The organism is Pontibacter litorisediminis (assembly GCF_029360645.1).
In the GTDB taxonomy this organism is placed as follows: domain Bacteria; phylum Bacteroidota; class Bacteroidia; order Cytophagales; family Hymenobacteraceae; genus Pontibacter; species Pontibacter litorisediminis.
Genome location: NZ_JARDUA010000001.1, coordinates 1,214,927 through 1,227,974, shown reverse-complemented (window position 1 = coordinate 1,227,974; position 13,048 = coordinate 1,214,927). Strand labels below are relative to the sequence as shown.

Sequence of the window (13,048 nt, the reverse complement as noted above, 5' to 3'; positions counted from 1 at the left end):
GCTCCCAGCGCGATGCCTGAAGACGAGCCCTCTCGGGCTAGAGAGCACCAAAGCCAGAGGTGAAACAATCAAGGTTGTAAAGCCGTGGATCAGCGTCAGCTAGAAAGGATAACTTAGCTCCAGTTGCAGGAAGCCGAGGCTAAGAGAGGCACAAGCGGATGCTTGCGCCAGAGAAGTATAAAGTATGGCCGAAGTGTGAAGAATGGCTTTCGCTAATATGGAGATCCACAGCAGATGGGGATAGAGGCCTCTTTTAGGTTCCGGACGAGGATGTCCAGAACAGCCATTTATTAAAAGTATAGCTAAGGTAAAAATTGCTTTTGCAAGTATAGACCCTAAGTAACTCCAGCCTTCAAGAAGTTCAAAAGTGGTTTTCCACTTGCTAACAGGAGTGCATCTCAGCCTAAGAACAAAAAGAAAGCCCTCTGCAGCTACTGCTACAGAGGGCTTTGTGCTTTAAGAGCAGATCATGCTACTCCACAGGCAGGGATCTCGGGCGGTCAGCCTTGGCCACGCCCCAGGTGGCGCTTGGCGTGCTGCCCATCTCGAACACCAGTTTTCCACCTTTCATCAGGTCCCGGTGCAGGATGTAGGACTTGGTGTAGGGCTCCCCGTTCAGCGTCACGCGTTGGATGTACTTGTTCGCCTTGCTGTTGTTGTTGGCCACCACCTCCAGCACGTTTCCGTTCGGCAGGGAGAGCGTGGCCTGCTTTACGGCCGGGCTGCCGAACACGTAGGCGCCGTTGGCCGGGTTCTGCGGGTAAAAGCCCAGGGTGGAGAGGATGTACCAGGAGGACATCTGCCCCACGTCCTCGTTCCCAATTAAGCCGTCCGGTTTGTCGGTATACATGTTGTCCACAATAAAGCGGACTTTCTCGGCCGTTTTCCAGGGCTGGCCCACGTAGGCGTACATGTAGGTGATGTGGTGGCTTGGCTCGTTGCCGTGGGCATACTGCCCGATCAGGCCGGTGATGTCGTTAGAGGCCTCTTCGCCCATATGGCCTTCCGCCACAAACAGCGAGTCGAGTTTCTGCGCAAAGGCTTCCTCGCCGCCCATCAGGCTGATCAACCCTTCCACGTCCTGCGGCACCAGCCAGGTGTATTGCCAGGAGTTACCCTCGGCGTAATCATCCTTGCGGTGCTCGGATTTGAAGGGGTCGAACGGCGTGCGCCATTCGTTCTGCGAGATGCGGCCGCGCATAAAGCGGGTCTGCTTGTCGAAGTAGTTCTCGTAGTAGCGGCCGCGCTTGCTGAAGTACTCGTAATCCTCCTGCTTGCCCATTTTCTTGGCCACCTGCGCAATGCTCCAGTCGGCGATGGCGTACTCCAGGCCTTTGGCCACGCTTTCCCCTTCCTCATCGGCAGGAATAAAACCCTGCTTCTTCACGTATGGCAAGCCAAATTCATCGCCCATGGCGGTGGCTTTCATGGCTTCGTAAGCCAGTTCGTGGTCAAACCCGTCAAAGCCCTTCAGGATGGCGTCGGCCACTACCGGTACGCTTCCGTAGCCTACCATGGTGTTCGTCTCGTTGCCCATCAGGTGCCACACAGGCAACTTGCCCTGCTGCTGGTAGATGGCCAGCATGGAGCTGATCATGTCGTTCACGCGCTCAGCCTGCAGGATGGTGAACAGCGGGTGCGCCGCGCGGTAGGTGTCCCAGAGGGAGAAGGTCGTGAGGTTCGTGAAGTCCGCCTGCTCGTACACTTTCTTGTCGGTGCCGCGGTAGTCGCCGTTGTGGTCGTTAAAGATGGATGGGGCGATCATGGTATGGTAGAGGGCGGTGTAGAAGGTGCGCAGCTGTGCTGAGTCCAGCGCCTCTATCTGCACTTTCTGCAGCTCGCGGTTCCAGGCAGCGTCGGCATCGGCCACAACTTTCTCAAAATCCCAGTGCGGCACCTCGGCCCGGATATTGGCCAGCGCGTTCTCCGCGCTCACCGGCGAGATGCCCACTTTCAGCTTTATCTTTTCGCCTGCCTGCGTCTTGAAGCGCGCCACGCCTTTAATCATGCGGCCTTTGGAGGCCGGAACCGGCGAAGCGGCGGCCGTATCGACTACCTGAAAGCTCTCGAACTTCTCGATCGGCTTGGAGAACACGGCCGTGAAATACACGCGCTGGTCGTTGGCCCAGCCTTTGGAGAAACGGTAGCCGGCCAGGGTGCTGTCGTTGAGCTGCTCGATAAAAGTCTCGGTGGGGGAGTCCCAGCCGATGCCCTCCTTCAGGTCGATGATGATGCTGGCCTCCTCAGACTTGGGGAACGTGTACTGGTGGAAGCCCACGCGCTCGGTGGCCGTTAGCTCGGCCCCGATGTCGTAGCGCTTCAGCTTTACGGCGTAGTAGCCCGGTTTCACCTTTTCGTCTTCGTGCGAGAAGAGGGAGTAATAGCCGCTGCTGGGGTCTTTGACGCTGCCCTTCACCAGCTGCACTTTGCCCGTGACGGGCATCACCGAGATGTCGCCCAAATCGCCGATGCCGGTGCCGCTCAGGTGGGTGTGGGCAAAGCCGACGATGGTGGAGTCGGAGTAGTGGTAGCCGGAGCACCAGTCCCAGCCCTGGGTAATGTTGGTGGGGCCCAGTTGCACGGCCCCGAAGGGCACGTTAGCGCCCACGAACACGTGGCCGTGGTAGCTGGAGCCGATGTAGGGATCAACATACTGGGTGAGTGAACGGGTGCCGGGGCTGCTGTCTTGTTGGTTAGAGGTGGTGCAGGAGGCGGCGATGCACGCCAACACCACCAGAGGAGCTTTGAGCCTTTGTAAAGCTTTCAGGTACATGAATGTTGCGGTATAGTTTGAAGAAGGTTGCAGCGGCCGCAAGCCATACTTGCCGGACCTGCTGGTTAAAATTAAGTATAAATCTGATAGGGGAGTGGAAATGGCAGAAAAAAGGCAGGCCTCACTTCTATCAAATGAGGCCTGCACTAGTTTTAACCTTAATTCTCTGCTACTCTACTATAATTTCATCGGTGAAGAGCCAGGCCTTTCGCTTGTTCTCGCCAGTACCTGGCATCGGGTTTTTGGCCGTAACCTTAATGTAGCGAATCTTCTTGGCGGGTACTTCAGCCGTCACTACTTCCTTAAACACACCTGGCTTGTCGCTTAGCTCGGTCACCACTTTCACCGTCTTGTACTTCTTGCCGTTCTTGGAAACCGCAAACTCTACCTGTGCCGGCAGCTGAATGCCATCGTTCTTGGTTTGCAGGTAAGAGCTGCTGATGCGGCTCACCGGTTTTTTCTCCTTCAGGTCGATCACGGCCTCAAAATCATCGCCCAGGAAACCCAGCCACTGCCCATTGGTAAAGCTATTCGTGGCCAACTGACCGTCTACCAGCGTCAATCCGCCAGCGGCCGTATAGTTGCGGTGCGGCGCGTTCTTCAGCTCGACAGTATGGGCAAAGGCCTGGTGCTGGTTCACGTCGCGGCTGCTCACTTTGCCCAACTGCTTGCCCTTCTCATCAAAAGAAGCCGCTTTTATAGTAGCTGTTTTGGTTAGCTGGAAAGGCGCGGTATAGGCCTGCGAGGATGTGGTCGGCTCAGAGCCATCCAGGGTATAGTAGATCTTCGGGCCTTTGGCGTCTGTCGCCAGCGCAACGGTGGCTACGCTCTGTGTCGGGTCTACAGTAACGTTTTGCTTCACGTTGAAGGTGCTGCGCGCGTAGTTCACGCCCAGGTGGTCATAGCGCTTGTACTGCTGCTGCATGCGGGTCTGGAAGTCGTCCCAGTTTTTCTTGGCGGCCGGTGTCCAAAGCACTTCCGACAGGGCCGAAATACGTGGGAAAACCATGTACTCCACATGGTCTGTGCTTGGGATATACTCGGTCCAGACGTTGGCCTGTGCCCCCAGGATGTACTTTTTCTCTTCTGCGGATAGCTCGGCTGGCGTTGGCTCAAAGGAGTATACTTTCTCCAGCGTCGTCAGGCCGCCGATGGCCGTTGGCTCCAGGCTAGGTTCGCCCTGGTAGTGGTCGAAGTATACATGCGACCCCGGCGTCATCACTACGTAATGGTGCTGCTTGGCTGCGGTGATACCGCCTTCGGTGCCTCTCCACGACATCACGTAGGCGTTCGGCGCCAGACCACCCTCCAGGATCTCATCCCAGCCGATGATGGTGCGGCCCTTGGCGTTGAGGAATTTCTCCATGCGCTGGATAAAGTAGCTCTGCAGCTCGTGCTCGTCTTTCAGGCCTTCGTCAGCGATGCGCTTCTGGCACTTAGGGCATTCCTTCCAGCGGGTTTTTGGGGCCTCATCGCCGCCAATGTGCACGATCTTGCTCGGGAACAGGGCCAGCACCTCCGTCATCACATCCTCCAGGAAGGTGAAAGTCTCTTCGTTGCCAGCGCAGAAGATGTCGTCAAACACGCCCCATTTCTTTTCTACCTCAAACGGGCCGCCGGTGCAGGAAAGGTGCGGGTAAGTGGTAAGCGCGGCTACTGCGTGGCCCGGCATCTCGATTTCCGGCACTACGGTGATGTAACGCTCCTGCGCATACTTCACCACGTCTTTGATCTGCTCCTGGGTATAGAAACCACCATGGCGCTCGTTGCTGAACTTGTGTGGCTGATCGCTGTAGTGGCCGATCAGGGTGCCGTCGCGCCAGGCACCTACTTTTGTCAGCTCCGGGTATTTCTTGATCTCAATGCGCCAGCCCTGGTCCTCGGTCAGGTGCCAGTGGAAGGTGTTCATCTTATGCATGGCCAGGTAGTCGATGTACTCCTTCACAAACTCCACCGGCATAAAGTGGCGGGCCACATCCAGGTGCATGCCGCGCCACTGGTAACGTGGCTTGTCCACCACCTCCAGGGCAGGGATGCTCACTGGCGCCGTGGTAGGCTCTGCCGGCAAAAGCTGGCGAACCGTTTGCGTACCCAGGAAAAGTCCGTGTGGCTCCTTGGCGGCCAGTGTGATGTTGTCTGATGTCACCTTTAAAGTATACCCTTCGGCACCCAGCGTGTCCACTGGCGTAGTGAGCGTGAGGTGCAGGTAGTTGCTGCTGTTCTTGGCGGGGGGGGTCTGCTCCACTTTCGGCTGCACGCCGGTCATCTCCTTGATGTTTTGGGCCAGGTACTCACCTATTTTGCGAAGCTCGTCGTTTTTCGGGTCCACAAAAATCTTAGTGTCCTTGCCGAGGGCGAAGCTGCCGCTCTGCTGGGTCAGCTTAACGGGCTGCGGGATGATGGAGACAGCTTGCTGCTGCGCGGTGGTAGCCTGGGCAAAGGCAGGCGCCGGGCTGAACAGCAGCCCCGACATGACGCAAGCAGAGGTTGTAATGGCTGCAATCGTATTCTTAAAATGCATACTATAAAGGGTTATCAGATGGGTGTATCGTTCCGTTTTAAGATGGTGTTATGCTTCTGATGTAAAACTATGTTATCGAACACAAAGTATCTAAAGCAGCTTAAATATAGCATTTTTTTTCAAATATATGCTGCTTTTGTTTGCTTGGGATTATGTAATACTTAAATTAATGAATTAATCTCCTAAAATCCCAAAGAAGGTTTTCATACCATGAATAGCTAAAGCGCGACAGCAGATGAAAAGGGCAGATAGGGTGCGCCACGGGCAGGAATTACCAGTACTAGTTTCGATGACTAAACAAACTTTACAGCCTATGCAAGCAGCTCAAAAGAACAGGTACTTCCTGCCTTTTATCCTCATTACCTCTTTGTTCTTTCTCTGGGGCTTTGCCCATAACCTGAACCCTATCCTAATCCCGCACCTGAAAAAGGCTTGCCAGCTAACGGATGTGCAGTCGGCTTTCATTGACTCTGCCTTCTTTATCGCCTATTTTCTGATGGCGCTGCCGGCGGGCTACTTTATGAAGCGGTTTGGGTACAAGAGTGGCATTGTGCTGGGGCTGGTGCTGTTTGCGGTGGGCGCGTTCCTGTTCTACCCGGCCGCGGAACTGAGGATGTTCGGCTTTTTCCTGGGTGCCTTGTTTGTGATCGCCAGCGGACTCACGTTTCTGGAGACGGCAGCTAACCCTTATGTAACAGTGCTCGGCTCTGCGGAAACCGCCACCCAACGCCTTAACTTCTCCCAATCGTTTAACGGACTTGCCGCTACGCTGGCCCCGTTGATGGGGGGCATCTTTATACTTTCCGGTACCTCTTATACCGACGAAGAACTGGCGGCCATGCCGGCCAGTCAGGTAACTGCCTGCCTCGACTTGGAGGCCTCCAGCGTGCAGGTGCCTTACCTGGTAATCGGGCTGGTGGTGCTGGCGGTGGCGCTGGTGCTGTGGCGGGTGCCGCTGCCGGAGATTAAAGAAGAGGAAGAGGTAGCAGCAACAGATAACGGGGAAAGTATCCTCAAGAAGCGTAACCTGATGCTGGGCGTGTTGACCCAATTTTTCTATGTGGGGGCGCAGGTGTGTATTGCCAGTTTCTTTATCCGCTTTTCGGGCAGTGCCGCCGGGGTGGGCGAGAAAACAGCTGCCATGCTGCTGGCCGTGGCGCTTTTCGGCTTTATGATCGGGCGCTTTGTAGGTACCTTCCTGATGCGGTTTATACTTCCGGCCCGGCTATTGGCGATTTACGCTGTGCTATGCTTCCTGCTTACGGTGGTAGCCGTGGCAGCCAGCGGCTACGTGTCTATCTATGCCCTGATGGGGGTGGAGTTCTTCATGTCTATCATGTTCCCGACTATTTTCTCGCTGAGCATACAAGGGCTGGGCGCCAAAACCAAGCAGGCCTCATCGCTGCTGATCATGTCGATTGTGGGAGGCGCGATTCTGCCGGTAATCATGGGTGGCGTGTCCGATAGCTATAATATCCGGGTGGCTTACCTGGTGCCGGCCGTGTGCTTTTTGTTTGTTTTATACTTTGCCTTCCGCAATATGGCTGTGAAGCAGCAGGAGGTAGCTTTAGTGCATTAACATGAAACGATACAGTTTAACACTCGATCTAAAGGACGACCCAAGCCTCATCGCGGAGTATGAAGCGCATCACCGGCAGGTATGGCCGGAGATTCAGGCAAGTATAAAAGAAGCAGGCATACGCCACATGGAGATTTACAGGTGGGGCAACCGGCTGTTTATGCTCATGGAGGTGGATGAGAGTTTCAGCTTTGAGAAGAAAGCTGCCCAAGATGCTGCTAACCCGAAAGTGCAGGAGTGGGAAGAGCTGATGTGGCAGTACCAGCAGGCGCTTCCGGGTGTGGCAGCAGGAGAGAAGTGGCAGCTGATGGAGCAGATTTTTGTGTTATGAGTTACCCCTCCCCAACCCTCCCCTAAGTACAGGGGAGGGAGTTTTACTTGCCATAACTGCTGTCATCTCGAGCAGCGCGAGAAATCTAAAAAGGATTCTAAAGAGATCTCTCACTATGTTCGAGATGAAAGAAAGGGGCTACTAAAATAATACCCAGTTTTTCTGTGAGGCGCCTATGCGAGTTTTTCCGGTGCCGCAGGCAGCCCGAGGTACGAGGGCAGGAAAAGCTCCCAGCGCCGAGTAGGAAAACGAGCCCTCTCGGGCTTGAGAGCTCCAAAGTATGAGATGCAACTTTAGGTGTGTGGGAACTAGAGGATGAACGGCAGCTAGCAAGGATAGCTTGTGTCCAGTAGAAGGAAGCAGGGGCTATGGAAAGTATAAATTGTAGTATAAAGTATGACTTACGCGGATTAGGAAATCCGCAGCAGCTTTGGTTCCGAACAAGGATGTCCGGAACAGCGGTGTAGCAAAGTATAAAAGTTTAGCCGAAGATAAATATGACTCTACGAGCCACTCGGATTGCAAATCAGAGAAGATATAAAGGCACGAGTTACAAACTCGCGCCAGCGATTACCCAAGCAAGATACAAGTCATAAAGCTTGCGCTATTAGAAAGTATAACCGAGTACCCAAATGATATCAGAAACCAAACAAACATACCTCCAGATCCACCCCAAAGACAACGTGCTGGTGGCCCTGCAGGACCAGGAAGCTGGTAGCCAGGTCCACTTTGGCGGACAGGAGTTCACTTTAAAAGACACCGTGGCGGCCAAGCATAAGTTCACGGTAGCCGATATGGCGGCCGGCTCTGAAGTATACATGTACGGCGTGCTGGTAGGCAAAACCACCTGCGCCCTGCCAGCCGGTAGCCTGCTGACCACCGATAACCTGAAACACGCGGCGGAGAGCTTTTCTCAGAAAGCCGGAGACTATGTGTGGCAGGCGCCGGACGTAAGCAAATGGCAAGGCCGCACTTTCATGGGCTTCCTCCGCGCCGACGGGCAGGTGGGCACACGCAACTATTGGCTGGTGCTGCCGCTGGTCTTCTGCGAGAACCGTAACATCGAAACACTTAAGCATGCCTTCCTTAAGGAGTTGGGCTACACGTCCACCAACAAGTATGAGGCGCAGGTGCGGGAGTTGGCCGACCTGTACAGGCAAGGCAAAGACTTGCGGGAGTATAAACTAGCGGAAGCTCCGGTTTATACTTCGCAGCAGCGGCTTTTCCCGAACGTGGACGGAGTGAAGTTTATCGTGCACGACGGGGGCTGCGGCGGCACCCGCGAGGATGCCGACAACCTGTGCGCCTTGCTGGCCGGCTACTGCGTGAACCCGAACGTGGCCGGCGTTACCGTGCTGAGCCTGGGTTGTCAGCATGCGCAGGTAAGCATCCTGCAGGAAAAGATCAAGGAGCGTGATCCAAACTTCTCGAAGCCGCTTCTGATCTTTGAACAGCAGAAAGCCGCCTCCGAATCGACCATGCTGTCGGAAGCTATTTTGCAGACATTTATAGGTATAGCGGGGGCCAACAGTATCGAGCGCCAGCCAGCCTCGCTGGATAAGCTGGTGGTGGGCGTGGAGTGCGGCGGCTCTGACGGCTTTTCGGGCATTTCAGCCAATCCGGCCGTAGGCTATGCGGCTGATCTGATAGCGGCGTTGGGCGGAAAGGTGGTGCTGAGTGAATTCCCGGAGTTATGTGGCGTGGAGCAGGAGCTGATAAATCGCTGTGCTAACGAGGAAACCGCTGACCGTTTTGTGAAGCTCATGCGCGACTATGCTGCCCGTGCCGAGGCCGTAGGCTCTGGTTTCGATATGAATCCTTCGCCGGGCAATATCCGCGACGGCCTGATCACCGATGCCATTAAATCAGCGGGGGCGGCTAAGAAAGGCGGTACCTCTCCGGTAGCCGATGTGCTGGGCTATGGGCAGTACGTGCGACGCAGCGGCCTTACCTTGCTTTGTACGCCGGGCAACGACGTGGAAAGCACCACGGCTATGGCTGGCTCGGGCTGTAATATCCAACTTTTCACGACCGGCCTGGGCACGCCTACGGGCAATCCCGTTTCTCCGGTTGTAAAGATATCCAGCAATACCAGCCTCGCCACCCGCCTGCCCGACATCATCGACCTTGATGCCGGCCCCGTTATCAGCGGGGAGAAGACGATTGAGCAACTAGGGGAGGAAATGCTGGAGTACATCATCGGCCTGGCCAGCGGTGCGTACGATACTAAAGCCATGGAGCTGGGCCAGGACGACTTTATCTTTTGGAAGCGTGGCGTATCCCTTTAATGCTGACTTTCTCAAAGTTAAATGACACTTAGGGCTAAGTATAAATCATCACCCCAGATCCAATAACTATCAACCAACAACGAACAACTAACAACGAATAACCATGTTTGAGTTAACAGGAAAGAAAGCCGTGGTAACTGGTGGCGGAAGCGGCATCGGCAAGGCTATTTCCATTGTTTTTGCCCGCCAGGGCGCTGAGGTGCATGTGATAGAGTTAAGCCATGAAGCGGCTGCACAAACACTCTCTGAAATTGAAGCCAACGGCGGCAAAGCCTTCAGCCATACGTGTGATGTGAGCAATCAGAGCCAGGTAAAAGCGGTTTTCCAAAGTATAGGCCGGGCGGACATCCTGGTCAACAATGCGGGTATCGCGCATGTGGGCAACCTGGAGAACACCACTGAAGAAGACCTCGACCGCATTTACCGAGTAAACGTGAAAGGGGCCTATAACTGCCTGCAGGCGGCTGTGGAAAGTATGAAGCCAAACGGTGGCGGAGCCATACTGAACCTGGCGTCCATTGCCTCGCATGTGGGTATACCTGACCGCTTTGCCTATACCATGAGCAAAGGCGCCATTCATGCCATGACCATGTCGGTGGCCAAAGATTATTTAGGTGCCGGCATCCGCTGCAACAGCATTTCGCCGGCGCGCGTGCACACGCCTTTCGTAGACGGTTTTATCTCGAAGAACTACCCGGGGCAGGAAGAAGAGATGTTCGAGAAACTCTCCAAAACGCAGCCTATCGGGCGTATGGCCAAACCGGAGGAAGTAGCTGCACTGGCCCTCTACCTGTGCTCCGAAGAGGCGAGCTTCATCACCGGCTGCGACTACCCGATCGACGGTGGCTTTATCAGGCTGAATAATTAAATCTGCAAGAACGAAAACCCACCCCAATCCCTCCCAAGAGGGGAGTTTTGCAAGAGTAGGTAATTCCCCTCCTGGGAGGGGCAGGGGTGGGTTCCCATTATCACATTCTAAATAAACCGCTCCAGTACAAGCTGAGAGCCAAAGTATACTTACAAAAGATTACCATGAAATTAATCCGATTTGGTGAGCCGGGCCAGGAGAAAGCCGGCGTGATTCTAAACGATGTAAAGTGCGACGTATCTGCCTTCGGCGAGGATTACAACGAGCAGTTCTTCCAGCGCAACGGGCTGGAGCGCCTGCAGGCCTACGTGCAGCAGAACGAAGGAAAGCTGCCACAAGTGGCGGATGATGTTCGTCTGGGCTCGCCGATTGCCCGTCCGTCCAAGATCGTCTGCATCGGGTTGAACTACGCCGACCACGCCAAGGAAACAGGTGCTGCCATTCCGCAGGAGCCGATCGTGTTCTTTAAGGCGACTTCTGCGCTTTGCGGCCCGAATGATAATGTCATCATCCCTCGGAATTCCGAGAAGCTGGACTGGGAAGTGGAGCTGGCCGTGATTATTGGCAAGAAAGCAAGCTATGTGTCGGAAGAAGAGGCGCTGGACTATGTGGCGGGTTACGCGCTGCACAACGACTACAGCGAGCGTGCTTTCCAGCTGGAACGCGGCGGGCAATGGGTAAAAGGCAAAAGCAACGACACCTTTGCGCCGGTAGGTCCGTTCCTGGCCACGCCGGATGAGCTGGAGGATATAAATAACCTGCGCCTGTGGCTGACCGTGAATGGCGAAACGATGCAAGACGGCACCACAGCCAACCTTATCTTCAAGATTCCTTTCCTGGTTTCTTACCTGAGCCAGTTCATGACCCTGCTGCCAGGCGATATGATCACCACAGGCACGCCAGCCGGTGTGGGCCTGGGCATGAACCCGCAGGTATACCTGAAGGCGGGCGACGTGGTAGAGCTGGGCATCGACGGGTTGGGTTCCTCGAAGCAAACTGTGAGCGCCTATGCTTAAAATAGACGCGCACCAGCACTTCTGGAAGTATAACCCCTGGCGCGAGAGCTGGATAACCGACGAGATGGCGGTGATTCAGCGCGACTTCATGCCAGAGGATTTGCAGCCCTTGCTGCACCAGCATGGCTTCGACGGCTGTGTGCTGGTGCAGTCTTCGCAGCCCGAGGAGGAGAACGTATTTCTGCTGGAGCAGGCTGCCAAGTATGATTTTGTGAAAGGCGTTGTCGGTTGGGTGGATTTCCTGGCCGAAGACGTGGAGGAGAAGCTGGCGTACTATAAGCAGTTCGAGAAGCTGAAAGGCTTCCGCTACGTGCTGCAGGGCAACCCGGACCCGGCCATTATGCTGCGGCCGGAGTTCCTGCGCGGCGTGGGCAAGCTGGCAAAGCATGGCTATACGTACGACGTGCTCATTTACCCCAACCAGCTTGATTACAGCAGAGAGTTCGTAGCTGCCTTCCCCAATCAACCTTTTGTGATCGATCACCTGGCCAAGCCCGACATCCGAAACCAAAGTATAGATGCGTGGCGGCAAAGTATGAAGGCTTTTGCCAAGTATGAAAACGTGTGCTGCAAAGTATCGGGTATGGTGACCGAGGCTGATTGGCAGCACTGGAAAAAGGAAGATTTCCGCCCATACCTCGACACCATTGTAGAGACCTTCGGCACGAGCCGCCTGCTCTTCGGCTCCGACTGGCCGGTGTGCCTGGTGGCAGCAAGCTATGCGGACACGCTGGGCATTGTGGAGGAGTACTTCTCGACTTTCTCCAAAGAGGAGCAGTCGGCCATTTTCGGCGGCAACGCCACTACGTTTTACAACCTAAGCTAAGTATGGATTTAGAACTCAAAGATAAAGTTATCATCGTAACAGGCGGAGCCAAAGGCATTGGCGAGGGCATTGTAAAAGTGCTGGCCGGTGAAGGGGCAATTCCGGTTATTGTTGGCAGAAGCCAGGAAGATAACCGGAAAACGGTGGCAGAGGTAGAGGCCGCTGGAGGACGTGCCTTTGAGGTGGTGGCCGAGTTGACAGAACCCGAGGCCTGTGCGCAGGCCGTGCAGGCCGTGCTGCAAAAGTATGGCCGCATTGATGGACTGGTGAACAATGCTGGCGTAAACGATGGGGTAGGGCTGGAGAAGGGCAGCTACGAAGCTTTTATGGCTTCGCTCCACAAGAACGTGGTGCACTACTACCTGATGGCGCATCACGCCCTGCCGGCGCTGAAAGAATCGAAAGGTGCGATCGTAAACATCGGTTCCAAAACCGCCGAAACAGGCCAGGGGGGCACCTCAGCCTACGCCGCCTCCAACGGCGGGCGCAATGCCCTTACCCGTGAGTGGGCGGTGGAGCTCCTGCCTTACAGCATAAGGGTGAACGCCGTGATCGTGGCTGAGGCCTGGACCCCGCTCTATGCCTCCTGGATCAGCACGTTTGACAAGCCGGAAGAGAAGCTGAAATCTATCACACAGAAGATCCCGCTGGAGCAGCGCATGACCACTACTACCGAGATCGCGAATACTGTGGCCTTTCTGCTCTCCCCAAAATCCAGCCATACCACCGGTCAGCTGATCCACGTAGATGGCGGCTATGTACATTTGGATAGGGCGCTGTAGCATAAGGTAGTTGTATCCAAGAGTTGTAGTTATTACTGAGTATTTGTATACTTGAATGAAAAGA

The 13,048-nt window shown here is 55.0% G+C and carries 9 protein-coding genes; 7 read left to right on the top strand and 2 right to left on the bottom strand.

Annotation, left to right across the window (positions count from 1 at the left end):
* Positions 1-472: 472 nt before the first annotated feature.
* Both PXG97_RS05200 and PXG97_RS05195 read right to left on the bottom strand, forming a co-directional pair.
* On the bottom strand, positions 473-2,773 hold the full coding sequence (locus tag PXG97_RS05200; protein WP_276496655.1) for a GH92 family glycosyl hydrolase: 2,301 nt from the start codon (positions 2,771-2,773) through the stop codon (positions 473-475).
* Between the two features lie 169 nt (positions 2,774-2,942).
* Positions 2,943-5,294 (bottom strand): beta-N-acetylhexosaminidase, encoded by a 2,352-nt coding sequence (locus PXG97_RS05195; RefSeq protein ID WP_276496654.1) that lies wholly within the window; start codon positions 5,292-5,294, stop codon positions 2,943-2,945.
* A gap of 313 nt (positions 5,295-5,607) precedes the next feature.
* Here PXG97_RS05195 and fucP point away from each other — a divergent pair, with 313 nt between their 5' ends.
* The 7 genes from fucP (at position 5,608) to PXG97_RS05160 (ending at position 12,984) form a co-directional block, all read left to right on the top strand.
* Positions 5,608-6,873, top strand: a complete 1,266-nt coding sequence (gene fucP, locus PXG97_RS05190) for an L-fucose:H+ symporter permease (RefSeq protein WP_276496653.1) — start codon at positions 5,608-5,610, stop codon at positions 6,871-6,873.
* Position 6,874: 1 nt separating this feature from the next.
* On the top strand, positions 6,875-7,204 hold the full coding sequence (locus tag PXG97_RS05185) for an L-rhamnose mutarotase (RefSeq protein WP_276496652.1): 330 nt from the start codon (positions 6,875-6,877) through the stop codon (positions 7,202-7,204).
* A 632-nt stretch (positions 7,205-7,836) separates the two neighbouring features.
* Positions 7,837-9,492 carry a UxaA family hydrolase gene (locus PXG97_RS05180; RefSeq protein ID WP_276496651.1) on the top strand — a complete coding sequence of 552 codons (1,656 nt, stop codon included), beginning with the start codon at positions 7,837-7,839 and terminating at the stop codon, positions 9,490-9,492.
* 103 nt (positions 9,493-9,595) lie between these two features.
* Positions 9,596-10,360: an SDR family NAD(P)-dependent oxidoreductase gene (locus PXG97_RS05175; RefSeq protein ID WP_276496650.1), complete on the top strand. Its 765-nt coding sequence runs from the start codon at positions 9,596-9,598 to the stop codon at positions 10,358-10,360.
* Between the two features lie 164 nt (positions 10,361-10,524).
* Positions 10,525-11,376, top strand: a complete 852-nt coding sequence (locus PXG97_RS05170) for a fumarylacetoacetate hydrolase family protein (protein WP_276496649.1) — start codon at positions 10,525-10,527, stop codon at positions 11,374-11,376.
* Positions 11,369-12,202, top strand: coding sequence for an amidohydrolase family protein (locus tag PXG97_RS05165; protein WP_276496648.1), 834 nt, complete (start codon positions 11,369-11,371; stop codon positions 12,200-12,202). The genes PXG97_RS05170 and PXG97_RS05165 overlap by 8 nt, the downstream gene beginning before the upstream one ends.
* Positions 12,203-12,204: 2 nt before the next feature.
* Entirely contained in the window at positions 12,205-12,984 is a 780-nt protein-coding gene (locus PXG97_RS05160; protein ID WP_276496647.1) for an L-fucose dehydrogenase, read from the top strand.
* The last annotated feature ends 64 nt before the right edge of the window (positions 12,985-13,048 follow it).